The sequence below is a fragment of the Arthrobacter globiformis genome (assembly GCF_030817195.1).
GTDB lineage: Bacteria > Actinomycetota > Actinomycetes > Actinomycetales > Micrococcaceae > Arthrobacter > Arthrobacter globiformis_D.
Genome location: NZ_JAUSYZ010000002.1, coordinates 84,669 through 102,293, shown reverse-complemented (window position 1 = coordinate 102,293; position 17,625 = coordinate 84,669). Strand labels below are relative to the sequence as shown.

Below are 17,625 nucleotides of genomic sequence, written 5' to 3'. Positions count from 1 at the left end.
CGGCACCAGGAAGTGCCGGCACCGGAGCTCCCATCCGAGGAGAGACTAATGAACGAATTGTTGACCGCTCAGGGAATCCGGAAGGACTACGGCGCTACGCGCGCGCTCGATTCCGTTGACATCAGTGTCAACGAGGGGCAGGTAGTTGCGCTGCTTGGGGCCAACGGCTCTGGAAAGAGCACACTGACCAAGATTCTCACAGGTGCCGCGTCTGCCAACGAGGGGCATATCGAGTTCGCCTCCGAACCATTCGTGCCCCGTTCCCCTATGGTGGCGCAAAAACTGGGTGTGGTCGCCGTGGCACAGGAACTGAGCCTTGTGCCCAGCATGACCGTGGCACAGAACATCTGGCTGGGTGCCCAGCCCAACCTCCCGAAGACCCGGGGGAGCCTTTCCAAGCGCCAGGATGCCGCGACAAAGCCGCTTCTTGAGCTTTTCGCGGATGTCAGCCGGGAAAATGTGGGACCCCAAACTCGGGTGTCCGAGCTGTCCCCGGACGAGTGCCAGCTCGTGGAAATCCTGAAGGCGATTGCCCGCCAGCCGAAATTGCTCATTCTCGACGAAGCAACCTCCACACTCGACCGATCCCAGGTGTCCCGGCTGTTCGAGCTGATGCGCGAGTGGGGCTCCGCTGGCATGGGAATCATCTTTGTCTCCCACCGAATGGAGGAGGTCTTCACGATTTCCCACGAAGTTTGCGTTATACGCGGGGGCCGGACCGTTTTGGCGTGCTCGACTCAAGATGTCACTCGGGAAGCCGTGGTCAGTGCTATGACGGGGCATTCCGAAGCTGGTGGTGTTCCAACAGGAACAGCGGAAGCCTCAGCGCGGACCGGCGAGCCGGTACTGGCCTTGCGAGACTTCTCAGCGAAGGGCATTACCAGTACAACCCTCCAGCTCCGGCGTGGAGAGATCCTGGGGTTCGGCGGCCTTCAGCGGCAGGGACAAAGCGCGTTGCTGCGGGCGATCGGCGGCGGGCACCAAAGCCTCAGCGGCGATCTCGAAATCGAAAAGCAGCCCACGAAGTTCCGTTCGCCCGGTGATGCCATGCGTGCGGGCGTCCACTATGTAGGTGGCGACCGGAAGGAACTCGCCTTTAGCCAGAGGTCGATTCAGGAAAACCTGCTTGCGACTGCTTGGTCACGTTTTGGGCCGGTTCTGCGGGCCCGTACGGTGTCGTCAACAGCGACAGGCTTTGCTGACAAGCTCGGAGTGAAGCGAGCGAGCCTGGATCACCCCCTGTCGTCGCTCAGTGGCGGCAACGCGCAGAAAGTGCTCCTGGCGCGCGCCTTGGTCAACGAACCGTCAGTTCTGATTCTTGACGATCCCACTAAGGGCGTCGACGTGATGACGAAGCAGCAGATCTACGTCACACTGCGGGAGCTCAGGCGTCAAGGTACTGCAATCCTCCTCTACTCCAGTGAGGACGAAGAGCTGCTCGACCTGGCCGATCGGGTGCTGGTGTTCCACGACGGCGGGGTGGTGGCGGAACTGAAGGGACGCCACTTAACCAAACAGGCCCTTGTGTCCGCATCCATGGGGATCCGCCACAGCGAGGAAGAAGGAAACATCGATGTCCGGTAGCACAATACTTTCCACCTTCCCACGCCCGGTTCGCCAACGATCCAGACGGGAAGTCCCCGCCTGGGCACTTTCTGCCCTGCTCCTGGCGGTGCTGCTCGTCGTGTATTTGATCTTCGCGCCTGGGTCAACGTCGCTCTTCGCGTTCAACGGCACCATCCGAACATCCCTGCCATTGATCCTTCTCGCTCTGGGGCAGACAATCGTCCTGATCTCCGGCGGCATCGACCTCTCCATCGGCGCTCTGGCCTGCCTCTGCAGCGCCGTCGCTGTCCAGGTCGTCAAGGCTGATTCCAGCCCGGGAGATGTTCTTGCCGGCGCTCTTTTGGTGCTTTTGGTTGGGGCCGCGGGCGGCGCGGCTAACGCAGTTGCGATCGCCTTCTTCCGCCTACAACCGATCATTGCCACCTTCGGCAGCAGTTTCGTGTTCGGCGGTCTTGCACTGGTGATTCAACCGGCTCCCGGGGGAGAGGTTCCCCTCGATCTCGTCCTCGCCTTCAACGCGGACAACCTCTTCATTTCCAACACAATCCTCATCACAGTAGTGATCTTGCTCGTCTGGGGCTGGGTAATGCGGACGCGCTTTCGTGACTTCTTGTATGCCACTGGCGCTTCCCCTCAGACGGCCTATTCAAGCGCCGTGCCCGTGAGACGGGTACGGTCGGCCGCCTTCATACTTGCAGGCGTATTCGCTGCCTTCGCCGCGATGGCCCTTGTCCTTACGACAGGAACGGCAGATCCGACGGCCGGACTGACGCTCGTCCTTCCGGCTGTTGTCGCTGCGATTGTCGGAGGAACCAGCTTGTCCGGTGGCCAAGGTGGCCTTCTTGGAACCGTTTTTGCCGCCCTGAGTCTCGGATTACTCCAGACCATGATCTCGATAGCTTCCATCCCGCCTTCCTGGCAGCAACTGGCCTACGGCGTTGCAATCCTCATCGCCTTGTCGCTCAACAGCCTGCGGCTGTATCTCGGTGCGGTGGCAGCGCGAAAAGCCCTCCGGAAAGAAGCCCTCCAATGACCCAGGCAACTCCTCAGACGGTCGAGCAGCCTGCTGTCCCAGTAGTGGCGCGCAAGGCCGCAGTCCGAGATCTGCTCTTCCGCCGTTTCGGTGCCCCCGGTCTAGCTCTCGTAGTTGCTGTGGCGCTGTTCTTGGTAGGCGGCATCTTTGCCCCCGGTTTCACCAGCCCTGGACAGGCCGTCTCGATTCTCACTATCGCGACTCTCCTGGCCCTGATAAGCCTCGGCCAGACACTGGTTGTTATCTCCGGCGGTGAGGGACTGGACTTGTCAGTGGGGGCGGTTCTCACCCTCTCCGCCGTCATTACGGCCGCGGTGATCAACAGTACGTCGGGAAACACGGCCTTCGGCATCGTTGCAGCTGTCGCCGCCAGCGCAATTGTGGGGCTCGCCAATGGCGCCGGAATCGTTGTTTTGAAGCTTCCTCCGCTCATCGTCACCCTCGCCATCAGCGGTGTCCTCGCCGGGCTCTCACTCGTGCTGACGAACGGCAGTCCCAGCGGCGGCCCCTCGCCGGAACTCGTTGCTTTCGTGCGCCAGCCTGTACTCCTGGGGCTGCCGGCCGTGACCTACGCCCTGGTCATACTAGCCATCGCGGTTTGGGCTGGAATGAACCGTACCAAGTTTGGGAAGAGCCTTTTCGCGACCGGCTCCAACCGCGCTGCCGCGCGGTGGTCAGGGATGGACGTGAAATCCGTTGTCATTCTTACCTACGGACTGGCTGGCTTCGCTGGCGGCATTGGCGGCGTCGTCCTGACCGGTTATGCCGGGTCCGTCAGTTTGTCCATCGGCAATCAATACACGTTGCTGAGCATCGCCGCCGTCGTAGTCGGTGGAACGCTGCTCGCCGGAGGTGTAGGCAGCTTCTGGGGCACTACGGCGGGCGCACTCCTGCTAACGGTGTTGACGGCATTCCTTACCGCCCTCGATCTCTCTCCTGCGTGGCGGCAGGTCTTGTACGGACTCATCTTCCTCGTCCTAGTGCTGCTTTACGGACGCGAGAAGAGCCTCCGACAGTAAGAACAAACCCACCCACGACATTTCGTATAAAGGACATTCTTATGAGCATCACCTACCCCAAATTCACCGCAGCGGCCGTGCAGGCAACGCCGGCCTACCTTGACATCGATGCAACGGTTAACAAGACCATCGACCTGATCGAAGAAGCAGCCCGCAACGGCGCAAAGCTGATCGCGTTCCCTGAAACGTGGATCCCCGGCTACCCCTACTGGTCCTGGTTGGATTCCCAGGCATGGGCCTTCCAGTGGGTTCAGCGGTACGTGGACAACTCGCTGGTAGTAGGAAGCGAGCACGACCTGAAAATTCGCCGCGCTGCACGCGATAACGACATTCACGTCGTGCTTGGCTACAGCGAACGCGACGCAGCAAGCCTGTACATCGGCCAAATGCTGATCGACAACCGCGGCAAACTCATCGCCGCCCGCCGCAAACTCAAGCCGACCCACGTCGAACGCACCGTATTCGGGGAAGGCGATGGCAGCGACCTGGCCGTCCACGACACCGAACTCGGCCGCCTCGGCGCCCTGTCCTGTTGGGAACACTTCCAGCCGCTGAACAAGTTCGCTATGTACAGCCAGAACGAACAGATCCACGTCGCCAGCTGGCCAAGTGCCTCGCTGTACGGCAACCACGCGTACGCTCTTGGGGCTGAGCTGAATACCGCAGCCTCGCGCATGTACGCCGCAGAGGGAGGCTGCTTTGTGCTCGCGTCCTGGATGCCCATTTCCCAAGACATTATCGAGATGCTGGCCGACACCCCCGCTAAGAAGGAACTGCTCCTCCCCGGAGGGGGCGCCAGCCGGATATTCGGGCCCGACGGTTCAGACCTTGCCACACCGCTGCCGGAGGACGAAGAAGGCATCCTTTATGCAGAATTGGACCTGAGCCTTATCTCTATCGCGAAGGCAGCGGCCGACCCAGCAGGACACTACGCCCGGCCCGATGTGACCAGACTCCTGTTCAACCCCTCACGCCGGCGGCCTGTTCAGTACTTTGGTGCGACCACGAACGGCGAACTGGACCAGCCGGCCCTTGACGATGCCATGCCCGACGAGGAGATGGTGGATGCGCTCGGGGAACGCCAACTCTAGTCAATACAGAAAAAGCCGAGAGGAGCATCTATGGGGCGCATGCAGGAAAAGGTAGTTCTGGTCACCGGCGCTGGTCAGGGAATGGGGCGCGCACACGCGCAACTCCTTGCCAAGGAAGGAGCCGCCGTCATCGTGACCGACCTCAACGAGGGACAGGGTCGAGAGACTGCCCAACTGATTCTGGACAGGGGAGGAATCGCAGTCTTTCATCAGCACGACGTTGCCAGCGGAGAAGACTGGTCCAGGGTGGTGGAGGCTTCAATCGAGCAGTTCGGACGGGTCGACGTCCTGGTGAACAACGCGGGGGTACTTACGCTCGCCATGCTGGAGAAAACGGACGAAACACTCTGGGACTGGCACATGGCGGTGAACGCGAAAAGCGTATTCCTCGGGTGCAAACACATCCTGCCAGCCATGAAGCTCGCCGGGGGTGGGTCAATCGTCAATATCTCGTCGCTCTACGCCCTGGTAGGAGCACCCGACGCGATCGCCTACTCTGCTTCGAAGGGCGCGGTGCGAGCCTTCAGCCGGGCCGCAGCCACCGAGCTTCACACCTATGGCATCCGGGTTAATGCCGTTTTCCCCGGTGTGATCAGCACTCCGATGACCGCGCCAGTTCTCACCGGCGATCCAGCCATCGCGAAGGAAATCCTCGGAACCACCGTCATGGAGCGGGCCGCCGAACCGGAAGAGGTCTCCTCTGCGGTACTCTTCCTGGCTTCTGATGAGTCATCCTTTATGACCGGTTCCGAAGTTGTCGTTGATGGTGGATTCTCCGCCGTTTAGTCCTGGACACAACTCAATGCGAAAGTGACATTAAATGACCGGAAAACAGTCGCACACCATCCTCATCACTGGTGCAGCAGGAGGGGTGGGGCAAGCCGCCGTCGTAGCCGCAATTGAGCGGGGGTACAACGTCGTTGCCCTGGACCTTGCCGAAGAGCGCCTGAAAACGCTCGCGCACGACCTTCCTGCGGATCGCATACTCACCATTGCCGTTGACGTCAGCGATGAGGACTCCGTCCAGGAAGCTGTCGCCCGTGGGGTGGACCGTTTCGGATCCATCGACGCGTGCCTGAACAACGCGGGAATTGGTGCGCCAATGAAGTCGATCACCGAACTGGGCACCGAGGAGGTCCTCAAGGTCATCAACATCAATACCCTCGGAGCATTCCACGTCATGAAGCACGTACTGCGGCACATGATCCCCCGCCGGCAAGGAGCTGTCGTCAACACGGGATCGATCCTTGGCAATCGAGGTGTTCCCAATTACGGCGCCTACTGTGCCTCAAAGGCAGCAGTGCATGCGCTGACGCAAGTGGCTGCACTCGAAGCAGCCGAACATGGCGTAAGAGTCAATGCGATCGCACCCGGGCTTATTGATACGCCCATGAATGACGTCTTTCATGCGGCAGTTTCGCCCACCGATCCGGACAGCACCCGCAGGGGGCTCGAAGCGAAGATCCCGGTACACCGGTACGCAACGTCGCATGAAATCGCAACAGTAGCCCTGGCCCTCGTCTCCGACGATATGTCGTACGTAACCGGCGAGATCCTCGACGTCGATGGTGCCCTGAGCACTAGCTTCTAACCACCAATAGCCTGCGGGCTTATCAGAAAGGCCACTGTAATGAGCGACAACACTGCCAAAAGCACCCAAAGCCAGCTAAAGGAGCAGACGGGCACGTTTGTCACGCGCGCTGATGCTGGCGAGAACGAGATAGTCCACGGTGTTGGTATCACTTGGCTGGTGCCGGAAGGCAGCATGCGGAAGGAAACAGAACTGCCTGGGTCCTTCCTGGACTTCATCGGGGAGTTCACAGTCGATCCTGGAGCTCAACTGGAGCCCCACTATCACGACACCTACGAGTTCTACTACGTACTCAGCGGCGAAGGAGTCATGCAGATCGAGATGGAGGCGGCCCACGTTCGCCCTGGGGATCTCATCAAAATCGATCGAAATGCACGTCACACCATCCGCGCCACAGGAACCGAGCGCATCCACTGCCTTGCATTCGCCACCAGCTTCCAGAAGCCTGGAGAGCGTTTCATTCCATGTGAGCTCCCTTCAGTGGAGCCGGCCGAGTAATGAAGAATCAAACTTCCGGCAAGGATGCCCAGGCTTTGAACTCCAAGCTGAAACCGCGGTTCCTTTTCCTGGAAAGACACCATCGGCTGATAGTTGGAGGTGCGTCCAGGTGAGGTTCACGTACGTTTTCGACGCGTACTGCGGCTGGTGCTACGGTTTTGCACCAGCCGTCACGGAATTGGCTGCAGAAGAGTGGGTGGAACTCCGTGTCATCAGTGGTGGCCTCTTTCCCGCTTCAGCGATTGCGGCCCTGCGGGATTACCCGCATATACCAAACGCGAATGCAAGGATCGCCCAGTTGACCGGTGCACTCTTCGGAGATCCCTACGTCAAGCTCCTGGAAGACGGCGACTTCATTATGAATTCTGATGCCGCCGCCGTCGGCCTCGTTGCGCTCAAAGACTCCGGGGGTGATGACCTTCAAATGGCGCATGCGATGCAAACCGCGTTCTACAAGTACGGCCAGGACTTAAGCGATGTTTCTACCTACATTGAGATTGCGCAGGATCATGGCCTGGACAGTTCAAAGGTCGTAAGCAGTTTTTACGATTCCCAGACGCGCCAGAAGGCCGTCGCTGAACAGCAGGAAGTGCGCCAGCTCGGCATCCACGCCTACCCTACGCTGCTTGCCCATGCTGCCGACGGGACTTACCGCATTGGAGGCCCGGCGTCCTCGGGGGAACGCCTTAAACAACTGGCCAAAGAAGTTATGTTTGGTAGCGCTAAACAAAAAAGCCACGTCTCACACGATGCCTGAGTGACACGGTGGGTCCGGCAGCTCCCGCAACTCTCCGGGCTCTCAGGCAAGCCGTCCGAATTTTGGGCTTTCGAGCTCACTCACTTTTGGGTGGCCTGGTCCAACTCGTGGGACTGAGCGAAGCAAGCTCTCCGCGATGCCCGACCCAATGACACCAATGCAAGTTGCACTAATGAGCCGACGGCGGTTGCCACACTCGCGCGTCTACTCGCTTTTTGGCTTGGCCGGCGGTTCCTCATCTGAGGGCGTCCGCGCCCTCATCACCCTTTCACACGTACTGCAGGCGAAGGTGCAATTTTTCCTGCCGGAATCGGACGCAGTCCGATGTGCACATTTTGCCGGCTTTGGTGTTGCACCCGTTGCTTGATCCGAATGTCCTCATCCTTTCCAGGACGTCGAAAGCCGTGCCTTTACAAACTCGAGTGGATTCATCAAACACTTCTTGTCCCGACCCAAAAATTCGTGCAAGCAATTTGGCCAACGGCCGGCTGTCACAACTAAGGAGATAAATTGTCAGCTTTTAGAGGCGTACTTTCGGCGAACAACCTGAGCCGAACGCTACTTCCCGGCATGACTGAAACCGGGCCAGACCTCCGTGTCGTCACGGGCGAAGGAATACAACTCGTCCGCGCTATCGCTCCAAGTGGCGCTGTGATCGCCATGCACCGTCATGACGCGGAACAACTGACTTTCCTTATAGAAGGAAAAATTGAGGTCGTAATCGGGCATGAAACATTTGTAGCTTCTGCGGGGGACGTCGTTGTAGTTCCTGGAGACGTCCCGCATGAATTCCGAATTCTCGAGCGAATGGTTGCAGTTGAGGCAGTAAGCCCCCTTCGCCCGGAACTCATCCCTTCGGATTCGACGCAGCCTGGAGGCCGCTCTTCCGGCGCCATGGAACAGCTCTAGATGTAGCCTACTCAACCACGTATCCGAATATAGGTCCTTCTGGACATAGGACTAGATGGGTAAGTCCTATTGCCGTTGCGGGGCGCAGGAGCTTTTAAAGTAAGGCGGAGAGTGTTGGGCCGGGGTTGTGAACACTCAACTAAACACTCGAGACAAAGGCTTCGCCGGCCGCGACTTCGAACGGTTCATCACCGAGGACCTCGGCGCGCACCTGATCCGCCCGGACTGCAAGGACGAGAAACCCCGCTTCGGCAAACTCGGCGGCATCCGGCAATGAATCGAATCCGTCGTTGATACCCTCAAGGGCCAACTCGGCCTCAAAGACCACGGCGGCCGGACCATGGCCGGCGTCTACGCCCGGGTGGCAGCCAGACTCCTGGCCCTCGCCGCCGGCATCTGGCACAACTGGCGCATCAACGTACCCCGCAAGCGCTCACTCATCGCCTACGACCACTATCAAAGCCGTGCGCCGCGTGCTATTCGCCTACAGGAACACGCCAGACGAATACGGCATCCCCGTGGATAAATAATCGGCGTCCTTCACCCCTGTTAAGCTGCAGCCAAAGGATTAGACCGTCTTCGGTCACCGCATCAACGCGACCGGAAAGTTCAGGACCGTCGTTCTCCACGATGAATACTTGTTCGTCCGTGGCCAACGTTGCCCAGTCACGAATGTAGTCGGCGTTATGAGGGGGCAAGAAAGTCGGATGGGGACTCTCCGTTTCATGGTGTGTGCGTAGCAGTGGCCGGCCTCGGGGCATTTTTCCTCCAATTGATTTTGCCAAGCACGGGGCACCTGAGAATAGGCTCTTCCAGTGGCCTCGAGGTGGACAAGCTTTCGGGTTTTGGGGTGTCCGCTAAAGAACGGTGGAGCGCTTTGGCATCTACCCAGGCGTTCGAATCGTCTGAAACCTTTGAGGATCGATCGTTGATGCTGGGCTTAGCTCTTATAGGGGTCTGCGATGCCGATGTACTGGGTGGTGGTGTATTCGGCGATGCCCTCTGAGCCGCCTTCGCGGCCGAGCCCGGACTGCTTGACGCCGCCGAAGGGTGCCGCGGCGTTGGAGATAACCCCGGCGTTGAAGCCGACCATGCCGAACTCGATCTGCTCGGCGACGCGCAGCAGCCGGTTGAAGTCGCGGCTGTAGAGGTAGGATGCGAGCCCGTACTCCGAGGCGTTGGCCAGCCGAATGGCGTCCTCCTCGCTGGTGAAGGTGGTGACCGGGGCGACGGGGCCGAAGATCTCCTGACCCAGGATCGCGGCGTCGTTGGGCACGTCGGCGAGGACGGTGGGCTGATAAAAGTACCCGGGACCGTCAACCGGTGCGCCGCCGGTGACAGCAACTGCTCCGGCATCGACAGCGGCGCTCACCAAAGCGTGCACGTCATCGCGGGCGCCGGCATCGATCAGCGGGCCAACGTTTGTGGTCGCTTCCGTGCCGCGGCCAGTGGCCAGGGCCTTCATGGCGGCGGCGAACTTGCGGGTAAACTCCTGTGCCACGGATTCGTGGACGAGGAAACGGTTGGCTGCGGTGCAGGCCTCGCCCATGTTCCGCATCTTGGCAGCCATGGCCCCTTCGACGGCGGCGTCGAGGTCAGCATCCTCGAACACGATGAAGGGTGCGTTGCCGCCGAGTTCCATGGAGGTGCGCAGGACGTTCTGCGCGGCGTCGGCCATGAGCCGCTTGCCCACGGGGGTGGAGCCGGTGAAGGAGACCTTGCGCAGGCGCGGGTCAGCGAGCAGCGGCCCGGAGATTCCGGAGGCGGATGAGGAGGAGACGACGTTGAGGACGCCGGCGGGCAGGCCGGCGTCGAGCATGGTCTGGGAGAAGTACTGGGCGGTGAGCGGGGTGAGCTTGGCGGGTTTCAGGACCATGGTGCATCCGGCGGCGATGGCGGGGGCGACCTTGCGAGTGGCCATCGCGAGCGGGAAGTTCCACGGCGTGATGAGCAGACAAGGCCCGACGGGTTTGTGCTGAACCAGGATCTTGTTCTTACCCTCCGGGGTGGTGAGGTACCGGCCATAATCGCGTACCGCTTCTTCGGAGAACCAGCGCAGGAACTCGGCCCCGTAGGCGACCTCGCCGCGGGCTTCGGCCAGCGGCTTGCCCATTTCGAGGGTCATCAGCAGCGCGAAGTCCTCGGCGCGTTCGGTGACCAGGTCAAAGGCGCGGCGCAGGATTTCGGCCCGTACCCGGGGTGCGGTGCGGGCCCAGGAGGCCTGTACCGCGTCCGCTGCGTCGAGTGCGGCGAGGGCGTCCGCGCTGGTGGCCGAGGCGAGGGTGGCGAGTACCTCCCCGGTGGCGGGGTCGTGCACGTCGAACGTGCCGCCGTCGGACGCGTCCCGCCACTGGCCGCCGATGAGCAGGCCGGTGGGCACGGACGTGAGGAGCTGAACCTCACGCTCGGGAGAGATGGCAGGGAAGAGTGCGGGGGAAGTGTTCATGCGGGAGTCTCCTTGGGAAGTATAGGGGCCGGTGGTTGGGTCTGTCCTGGAAGAGGTTTGGCGGGCCCAACCACCGGGGTCAGTAGCTGGCGCGGGACGGGCCGTCGGCCGGGTTTACGTCATTCCTGCGGACGTACTCGGCGGCGAGGGCTTCTGAGCCTCGGGCCAGGATGGCGACGTCGGCGCCCACCAGGATGAAGGCGGCACCGGCGTCGAGATAGGCACGGGCGGTGGCGGGGGCGAAGGCGTTGACGCCGGCGGGTTTGCCGGCCGCTTTCGCGGCGGCCAGGCAGTGTTCGACGGCGGCACGCACCTCGGGGTGTTCCTGCTGTCCCAGCAGCCCCATCGACGCGGCGAGGTCGGAGGGCCCCAAGAAGATGGCATCCACGCCGTCGACCTTCAGGATGTCCTCCACGGCCTCAACCGCAGCCGTCGATTCAATCTGGACGGTGACGCTGACCGTCTCCGATGCACGGGCGAGGTAGTCCGGGACCCGGTTCCAGCGGGCCGCGCGGGCCAGAGCCGAACCGACCCCGCGCACACCGTGCGGCGGGTAGCGGGTCGCTGCCACCGCCGCTTCCGCCTCGGCCACGGAATTGACCATGGGGACCAGCAGGTTCTGCACGCCAAGGTCCAGGTACTGCTTGATCAGCACCGTGTCGTTCACCGGCGGCCGGACCAGGGTGTGGACCGGGTAGCCGTGGATCGCCTGGAGCTGGGACAGGATGGATTCGAGCCCGTTGGGGCTGTGTTCAGCGTCCACCAGGAGCCAGTCCAGCCCTGACCCGGCGCAGAGTTCGGCGATCAGCGGGCTGCCGGAGCACACCCACATCCCGGCCAGCGGCCTGCCTGCTTTACCGTTTTGATGGCGGAGCGCGTCCCGGAACGTGTCCTCTATTCGAAGCGGCATGTGACGCTCCCGAGGGGTCCGTAGTCGGCGTGGACGGTGTCGCCCTTGTGGACCCAGAGCGGGCGGGTGAAGGATCCTGCGAGGATGATGTCACCGGCCTTCATGCTGTCCCCGTGCGCGGCGATCTTGTTGGCCAGCCAGTGCACACCGTTGGCCGGGTGGTCCAGGACGCCTGCTGCGACGCCGGTTTCCTCCACTGTCTGGTTCTTGTAGAGGATCGCGGAGACCCAGCGGAGGTCGACGGCGTCCGGCTTCACCGGGCGGCCGCCCACCACCATGGCGCCCATGGCGGCGTTGTCGGAGATGGTGTCCACGATGGTCCGGCCCTCCATCTCGATCCTGGAATCGAGGATCTCGAGGGCCGGAACCACGTAGTCGGTAGCGTTCAGGACGTCGAAGATGGTGCAGCCCGGACCCTTGAGCCCGTCCTTCAGGACGAACGCCAGCTCCACCTCAACCCGCGGATGGGTGTAGCGGTCCCACTCTACGGAGCAGCCGGTTTCGAGCACCATGTCATCGAAGATGGCGCCGTAGTCCGGTTCGGTGATGCCGGTGGCGGCCTGCATGGCCTTGGACGTGAGGCCGATCTTGCGCCCCACCAGGGTCCGGCCGGCGTCCTCGTTCCGGCGCCGCCACAGCTGCTGCACCGCGTAGGAGTCCTCCACCGTCATGTCCGGGTAGCGGGCAGTCAGGCGGGGCACAGGGGTGCGGGTCCGGCCGGCTTCCACCAGCTCGTCCGCAATGGCCTCAATCATCTTTGGTTCAAGCATTTGTGCGCTCCTCAAGGGGTGGGGCTGTCGCTCGTGAGGGTGGCCGGTCCCGCTGTTGCGGTACGGAACCGGCCACCCGGTCACGTTAGACCTGGGCTCCCAGCTTGAAGCCCGTCCGGTCGTCTTCGGAGGACCCTTCCTTTCGGGTGTAGGAGAAGCCGTCGGCGCCCACTGTGACGGCCATTTCGGAGGCGTCGGTGCGTTCGATGACCGGCTGCGGGTTGCCGTCCAGGTCCAGGACCAGGGAGGCCTCGGTGTACCAGGAGGGAACGACGGGGTTGCCCCACCAGTCGCGGCGCTGGTTGTCGTGGACGTCCCAGGTGATGGTGGGGTTGTCCGGGTCGCCCGTGTAGTAGTCCTGGGTGTAGATCTCGATGCGGTGGCCGTCCGGGTCCAGGATGTAGAGGTAGAACGCGTTGGAGACGCCGTGCCGGCCGGGGCCGCGTTCGATCCGGTCGCTGATGCGCAGGGCGCCCATCTTGTCGCAGATCTGGATGATGTTGTGCTTCTCGTGCGTGGCGAAGGCGACGTGGTGCATGCGCGGGCCGTTGCCGCCGGTGAGGGCGGTGTCGTGGACGGTCTGCTTGCGGTGCATCCACGCGGCGTAAGTGACGCCGTCTGAATCCTTGATGTCCTCGGAGACGCGGAAGCCGAGGTCCTCCAGGTAGGCGCGGCCGCGGGGAACGTCCGGGGTGACCTGATTGAAGTGGTCCAGGCGGACCAGTTCACCGGCGGAGTAGAGGTCGTAGCGCTGGGTGAGGCGCTCGACGTGCTCGGTCTCGTAGAAGAACTCGTACGGGAAGCCCAGCGGGTCCTCGACGCGGACGGAGTCGCCGATGCCCTTGGTGAAGCCTTCCTTGCGGCGCTCGGTGCGGCAACCGAGTTCCTTGTAGTAGGCCTCCGCGGCGTCCACCTCAGCCGCGGACTTCACGCGGTAGGCGAAGGCGGCGACGGCGGCGATGGGTCCCTGGCGGAGCACCAGGTTGTGGTGGATGAACTCCTCCAGGGAGCGGAGGTAGATGGTGTTCTCGTCTTCCTCGGTGACGTGAAGGCCGAGGACGCCGACGTAGAACTCGCGGGACTTGGCGAGGTCCGTGACCACGATTTCCATGTAGGCGCAGCGGACGATGTCCGGTGCCGGGACGGTGGGGGTGGGAACGAAGTTGGTCATGATGTTCTCTCTTCTTCGAAAGGTGGGAAGGGGTTAGCTGTCGCTGGTGTCGGCTGCGTCTTGGACGTTGCCGAATTTGGGGGAGTGGGCCTCGTTGAGGGTGATCTGGACCGACTGCTGGGTGGTGTAGAAGTCAACCGAGCGGTAGCCGCCCTCACGGCCCAAGCCGGACGCCTTCACACCCCCGAACGGCGTGCGCAGGTCACGGACGTTGTTCGAGTTCAGCCACACCATGCCCGACTCAATGGCGTGTGCGAAGTTGTGCGCACGCTTCAGGTTTGAGGTCCAGACGTAGGCCGCCAGGCCATACTTGGTGTTGTTCGCCAGGGCCAGCGCCTCTTCATCAGTGTCAAAGGGGGTAATCGCGACGACCGGTCCGAAGATCTCCTCCTGGAAGATCCGGGCATCGGGGGAGACATCGGCAAAAACGGTCGGTGCAACGTAGTTGCCCTTCGGGAATCCATCGGCGCGGCCGCCGCCGGCCAGCAGCCGGCCCTCGGTCTTGCCGATCTCGATGTATTCCATGACCTTATCGAAGTGGTTCGGGTGCACGAGCGACCCGACTTCGGTCTTGGGATCGCTCGGGAGGCCCACCACGATGTTCTTCGCCCGCTCGGCGAACCGGGCCACGAAGTCGTCGTAAATGTCTCGCTGTACCAGCACACGGCTGCCAGCGGTGCAACGCTCGCCATTCAGGCTGAACACACCGAAGACGGTGGCATCGAGAGCGGCATCGATCTCGGCGTCGGCGAATACGATGGCCGGGCTCTTTCCGCCGAGTTCGAGCGAGAGGCTCTTGAACTGGGGGGCGGCCGCGGTCGAGATGGTCGCACCAGTTGAGCTGTCACCGGTGAAGGAGACGATTGGGACGTCCGGATGCTTCACCAGGTAGTCGCCCGCGACGCCGCCGGAGCCGAAGATCAGGTTGAAGACGCCGTCGGGCAGGCCGGCCTCGCGGAAGATCTCGGGCCACAGTACAGCGGAGAGCGGGGTGTAGCTGGCCGGCTTCATAACCACGGTGTTGCCGGTCGCGATTGCCGGAGCGAGCTTCCAGGACTCCTGCATGAACGGGACGTTCCACGGAGTGATGAGGGCCGCGACGCCGATCGGTTTGCGGTTCACATAGTTGAGCTGCCGGCCGGGCACCTTGAACGCGTTGTCCTCTTGCGCGACGATGAGGTCGGCGAAAAAGCGGAAGTTCTCCGCCGCGCGGCGTGCCTGGCCCTTGGCCTGGGTGATCGGAAGGCCGGAGTCGAAGCTTTCGAGGAGAGCCAGTTCATCGTCCCGCGATTCGACGATGTCGGCAATCTTGTGCAGCACCCGGGAGCGTTCGCGGGGCAGCATCTTCGACCACTGGCCTTCCTTGAAGGCGCGCTTTGCTGCTGCAACGGCGAGGTCGACGTCTTCCGGCTGGGCTGACGCGACAGTGGCGTAGTTCTCGTTCGATACCGGGTCCTGTACATCGAAGGTCGTCCCGCCCACGGAGTCCACGAACTTGCCGTCGATGAAGTGCTGGAGATGGGTGGGCAGATTTTCCGGGATGTGGTGCTTGGTGGTTTCTACGGAGGTCGTCATCGTTGAAGTCCTAACTGTTGTCGGGGGTCTAGTTGGTTTGGGCGAGGTAGGCGTCCAGGGTGGCGGAGCGGTGGCGTCGTGCTGCTTTTTCGATGGTGTCGGCGTCGGCGCCGGATTCAATGAGCCGGAGCAGGGCCTCGTGTTCGTCCACGGACTGGTGGGCGCGGCCGGGAACGAAGCGGAACGTTGAGGACCGCAGTGATGCGAGCCGGTTCCAGCCGCGGTGGACGAGGTCCAGGATGTGCGGGTTGGGGCAGGACTCGAACAGGACGCTGTGGAAGTCCTGGTTGAGCCGGGTGAAACGTACGGGGTCAAAGTGCTTCAGGCACTCCCGCATCTCCTCGTTCACGGCGCGGGCCCGGGCAATGTCCGCTTCGCCGACCAGCGGCGCGGACAATGCCGTGGCTGCACCCTCCACGATGCTCAGGGTCTGCATCGTGTAGAGGTACTCGGTGGGGTCGATGCCCGCCACGGTGGCCCCGACGTTGCGTTCGAACTTCACCAGGCCTTCGGCCTCGAGCCGGCGGATCGCTTCCCGGACCGGGACAACGCTGAAGCCGAGGTCCTTGGCGATGGCGGCCAGGACCAGCCGGTAGCCGGGCGTGTAGGTGCCTTCCACGATTCGCGCCTTGATGGCCTGGTAGGCCTGCTCGGACTTGCTGCCGGCGGTGCCGTCAGTAATGCTCTCGGCAGCCCTGGCGCTGACTGTTTCAGTCATTGGGTTTGCCTGCTTCCCATTGCTTCCCACTCCTCATACTTCTTGCGCCATTCGGCGTTGAGCGGGTAGAGCCCGTCCACGCTGTGGCCCTGCTCAACCATTTCCGCGATGAAAACCTCTTCGCGTTCCTGGGCGATCGAGTCGTTGGCGACTTCCTCGGCCAGGGCCGGCGGGATCACCAGGATGCCGTCCGAGTCCGCCACGATGATGTCGCCGGGCTGTACCGTGGTGCCGCCGCAGGCGACGGTGATGTCGGTGTCCCACGGGATGTGGCGCCGGCCCAGCACGGCGGGGTGCGGGTTGGAGTAATAGGTGGGCAGTTCCATGGCGGCCACGGCGGAGAAGTCGCGGACGCCGCCGTCGGTGATGATGGCCGCGGCGCCGCGGACCTGGGCGCGGAGGGCAAGGATGTCGCCGATGGTTCCGGTGCCCTTCTCGCCACGGGCTTCCATGACCAGGACTTCGCCTTCGTTGACCGAGTCGATGGCCCGCTTCTGGGCGTTGAAGCCGCCGCCGTGGGTCTTGAACAGGTCTTCCCTGTTGGGCACGTAGCGCAGGGTCCGGGCCAGGCCCACCACCTTGCGGTCGGGGCGGGTGGCGGTCAGCCCGTCGATGCTGACGTTGTTCAGGCCGCGCTTGCGCAGCTGGGAGGACAGCGTGGCGGTGCAGACGCTCTCCAGCTTGGCCTTCAGCTCCGGGGTCAGGACCGAGGCGGCAGCCTCCGAAGAAACAGCCGGAAGGCCTGCCGCTTCCCGCGAACCGTACGCCTCTTCGCGCTGAAGGTCATCGGCCTTGGGTTGGGCACCAAACTCAGCGAACGCCGTCGTGCCTTCCTTAACAGCGGTGGTGAGGCGGCCGGTGCTCAGCGCCCCATCAGCCGTACTGACTTCAACTTCCAGGACATCGCCGGGTACGGCCACGGACGCGCCGGCCGGCGTCCCGGTGAGGATGATGTCCCCTTCCTCGAGGGTGAGCAGCTGGGACAGGTCCGCCACGAGCCGGGCGAACGGGAAGAGCAGGTCTTTGGTGGTGTCGTCCTGCACCAGGTCGCCGTTGTGCCAGGTGCGGATGCGCAGGCTGGCGGGGTCGACGGCGTCTGCCGGGATCAGTGCCGGGCCCACCGGGGTGAAGCCGTCGCCGCCCTTGGACCGGAGGTTGGACCCCTTGTCCGCATAGCGGAGGTCGTACACGCCGAGGTCGTTGCTGGCCGTGACCGCGGCGACGTGGCCCCAGGCGTCTTCGACCCCGACGCGGCGGGCTGCCTTGCCGATGATGATGGCAATTTCGCCCTCGTAGCCGAGGAGTTCGCAGCCGGAGGGGCGTTCGACGGCGGTTCCGGTCAGGGACAGCGACGACGACGGCTTCAGGAAGTAGGAGGGCTGCGCCGGGGTGCGGCCGCGCTGGGCTGCGCGGCTGGGGTAGTTGATGTGCACAGCGATCACCTTGCGTGCTCCTGCCAGGGTGTCGTCGTTGACCTGCTCCAAACCTTCTCCTTATTAGATATAAAATCGTATACGAATATGAAAGCTGACCCTATGGGCTATGTCAAGGGGGCCTCCTTAGTCCTGCTG

The 17,625-nt window shown here is 62.7% G+C and carries 16 protein-coding genes and 2 pseudogenes; 10 read left to right on the top strand and 8 right to left on the bottom strand.

Annotation, left to right across the window (positions count from 1 at the left end):
• The first annotated feature begins 48 nt into the window (after positions 1-48).
• The 8 genes and pseudogenes from QF036_RS24300 (at position 49) to QF036_RS24265 (ending at position 7,555) form a co-directional block, all read left to right on the top strand.
• Entirely contained in the window at positions 49-1,584 is a 1,536-nt protein-coding gene (locus QF036_RS24300; RefSeq protein WP_307106240.1) for a sugar ABC transporter ATP-binding protein, read from the top strand.
• Positions 1,574-2,599: an ABC transporter permease gene (locus QF036_RS24295; RefSeq protein WP_307106238.1), complete on the top strand. Its 1,026-nt coding sequence runs from the start codon at positions 1,574-1,576 to the stop codon at positions 2,597-2,599. Before QF036_RS24300 ends, QF036_RS24295 begins: the two co-directional genes overlap by 11 nt.
• Positions 2,596-3,618 carry an ABC transporter permease gene (locus tag QF036_RS24290; RefSeq protein ID WP_307106235.1) on the top strand — a complete coding sequence of 341 codons (1,023 nt, stop codon included), beginning with the start codon at positions 2,596-2,598 and terminating at the stop codon, positions 3,616-3,618. Before QF036_RS24295 ends, QF036_RS24290 begins: the two co-directional genes overlap by 4 nt.
• A 41-nt stretch (positions 3,619-3,659) precedes the next feature.
• A pseudogene (locus tag QF036_RS24285) lies at positions 3,660-4,502 on the top strand (carbon-nitrogen hydrolase family protein); the annotation flags it as partial.
• 237 nt (positions 4,503-4,739) lie between these two features.
• Positions 4,740-5,495, top strand: coding sequence for an SDR family NAD(P)-dependent oxidoreductase (locus QF036_RS24280; protein ID WP_307106232.1), 756 nt, complete (start codon positions 4,740-4,742; stop codon positions 5,493-5,495).
• Positions 5,496-5,529: 34 nt separating this feature from the next.
• Positions 5,530-6,300, top strand: coding sequence for an SDR family NAD(P)-dependent oxidoreductase (locus QF036_RS24275; protein WP_307106230.1), 771 nt, complete (start codon positions 5,530-5,532; stop codon positions 6,298-6,300).
• Positions 6,301-6,339: 39 nt separating this feature from the next.
• Complete coding sequence (locus tag QF036_RS24270; protein WP_307106228.1) at positions 6,340-6,798, top strand: cupin domain-containing protein; 459 nt, start codon at positions 6,340-6,342, stop codon at positions 6,796-6,798.
• Positions 6,799-6,907: 109 nt separating this feature from the next.
• The gene (locus tag QF036_RS24265) at positions 6,908-7,555 is read left to right on the top strand and encodes a DsbA family protein (protein ID WP_307106227.1); all 648 of its coding nucleotides are present in this window, start codon (positions 6,908-6,910) and stop codon (positions 7,553-7,555) included.
• A 558-nt stretch (positions 7,556-8,113) separates the two neighbouring features.
• Here the strand turns inward: QF036_RS24265 and QF036_RS24260 are convergent.
• Entirely contained in the window at positions 8,114-8,284 is a 171-nt protein-coding gene (locus QF036_RS24260; protein WP_307106226.1) for a hypothetical protein, read from the bottom strand.
• Here QF036_RS24260 and QF036_RS25415 point away from each other — a divergent pair.
• Together QF036_RS25415 and QF036_RS24255 are read left to right on the top strand one after the other, a co-directional pair.
• Positions 8,216-8,464 (top strand): cupin domain-containing protein, encoded by a 249-nt coding sequence (locus QF036_RS25415; RefSeq protein WP_373460329.1) that lies wholly within the window; start codon positions 8,216-8,218, stop codon positions 8,462-8,464. The genes QF036_RS24260 and QF036_RS25415 overlap by 69 nt on opposite strands.
• Before the next feature lie 136 nt (positions 8,465-8,600).
• Positions 8,601-8,918 (top strand): annotated as a pseudogene (locus tag QF036_RS24255) (IS982 family transposase); the annotation flags it as partial.
• A gap of 486 nt (positions 8,919-9,404) precedes the next feature.
• On the opposite strand, the gene QF036_RS24250 reads toward QF036_RS24255, so the two are convergent.
• The 7 genes from QF036_RS24250 to QF036_RS24220 all read right to left on the bottom strand — a co-directional run bounded on the left by QF036_RS24250 (position 9,405) and on the right by QF036_RS24220 (position 17,538).
• Positions 9,405-10,910: an NAD-dependent succinate-semialdehyde dehydrogenase gene (locus QF036_RS24250; RefSeq protein WP_307106224.1), complete on the bottom strand. Its 1,506-nt coding sequence runs from the start codon at positions 10,908-10,910 to the stop codon at positions 9,405-9,407.
• Between the two features lie 79 nt (positions 10,911-10,989).
• Positions 10,990-11,820 (bottom strand): HpcH/HpaI aldolase family protein, encoded by an 831-nt coding sequence (locus QF036_RS24245; RefSeq protein ID WP_307106221.1) that lies wholly within the window; start codon positions 11,818-11,820, stop codon positions 10,990-10,992.
• Complete coding sequence (gene hpaH, locus QF036_RS24240; protein ID WP_307106219.1) at positions 11,805-12,590, bottom strand: 2-oxo-hept-4-ene-1,7-dioate hydratase; 786 nt, start codon at positions 12,588-12,590, stop codon at positions 11,805-11,807. The genes QF036_RS24245 and hpaH overlap by 16 nt, the downstream gene beginning before the upstream one ends.
• 85 nt (positions 12,591-12,675) lie before the next feature.
• Positions 12,676-13,761: a 3,4-dihydroxyphenylacetate 2,3-dioxygenase gene (hpaD, locus tag QF036_RS24235; RefSeq protein WP_307106217.1), complete on the bottom strand. Its 1,086-nt coding sequence runs from the start codon at positions 13,759-13,761 to the stop codon at positions 12,676-12,678.
• A 33-nt stretch (positions 13,762-13,794) separates the two neighbouring features.
• Complete coding sequence (gene hpaE, locus QF036_RS24230; protein WP_307106216.1) at positions 13,795-15,336, bottom strand: 5-carboxymethyl-2-hydroxymuconate semialdehyde dehydrogenase; 1,542 nt, start codon at positions 15,334-15,336, stop codon at positions 13,795-13,797.
• Positions 15,337-15,364: 28 nt separating this feature from the next.
• Positions 15,365-16,054: a GntR family transcriptional regulator gene (locus QF036_RS24225; protein WP_307106213.1), complete on the bottom strand. Its 690-nt coding sequence runs from the start codon at positions 16,052-16,054 to the stop codon at positions 15,365-15,367.
• On the bottom strand, positions 16,051-17,538 hold the full coding sequence (locus QF036_RS24220; protein ID WP_307106212.1) for a fumarylacetoacetate hydrolase family protein: 1,488 nt from the start codon (positions 17,536-17,538) through the stop codon (positions 16,051-16,053). Before QF036_RS24220 ends, QF036_RS24225 begins: the two co-directional genes overlap by 4 nt.
• Between the last annotated feature and the right edge of the window lie 87 nt (positions 17,539-17,625).

Excerpts from the sequence above, each read along its gene's own strand:
- QF036_RS24260 (WP_307106226.1), bottom strand. The coding sequence starts at position 8,284 with ATGCCCGATTACGACCTCAATTTTTCCTTCTATAAGGAAAGTCAGTTG.
- hpaH (WP_307106219.1), bottom strand. The coding sequence starts at position 12,590 with ATGCTTGAACCAAAGATGATTGAGGCCATTGCGGACGAGCTGGTGGAA.
- QF036_RS24245 (WP_307106221.1), bottom strand. The coding sequence starts at position 11,820 with ATGCCGCTTCGAATAGAGGACACGTTCCGGGACGCGCTCCGCCATCAA.
- QF036_RS24300 (WP_307106240.1), top strand. The coding sequence starts at position 49 with ATGAACGAATTGTTGACCGCTCAGGGAATCCGGAAGGACTACGGCGCT.
- QF036_RS24280 (WP_307106232.1), top strand. The coding sequence starts at position 4,740 with ATGGGGCGCATGCAGGAAAAGGTAGTTCTGGTCACCGGCGCTGGTCAG.
- QF036_RS24270 (WP_307106228.1), top strand. The coding sequence starts at position 6,340 with ATGAGCGACAACACTGCCAAAAGCACCCAAAGCCAGCTAAAGGAGCAG.
- QF036_RS24225 (WP_307106213.1), bottom strand. The coding sequence starts at position 16,054 with ATGACTGAAACAGTCAGCGCCAGGGCTGCCGAGAGCATTACTGACGGC.
- QF036_RS24290 (WP_307106235.1), top strand. The coding sequence starts at position 2,596 with ATGACCCAGGCAACTCCTCAGACGGTCGAGCAGCCTGCTGTCCCAGTA.
- hpaE (WP_307106216.1), bottom strand. The coding sequence starts at position 15,336 with ATGACGACCTCCGTAGAAACCACCAAGCACCACATCCCGGAAAATCTG.
- hpaD (WP_307106217.1), bottom strand. The coding sequence starts at position 13,761 with ATGACCAACTTCGTTCCCACCCCCACCGTCCCGGCACCGGACATCGTC.
- QF036_RS24295 (WP_307106238.1), top strand. The coding sequence starts at position 1,574 with ATGTCCGGTAGCACAATACTTTCCACCTTCCCACGCCCGGTTCGCCAA.
- QF036_RS24275 (WP_307106230.1), top strand. The coding sequence starts at position 5,530 with ATGACCGGAAAACAGTCGCACACCATCCTCATCACTGGTGCAGCAGGA.
- QF036_RS25415 (WP_373460329.1), top strand. The coding sequence starts at position 8,216 with ATGCACCGTCATGACGCGGAACAACTGACTTTCCTTATAGAAGGAAAA.
- QF036_RS24250 (WP_307106224.1), bottom strand. The coding sequence starts at position 10,910 with ATGAACACTTCCCCCGCACTCTTCCCTGCCATCTCTCCCGAGCGTGAG.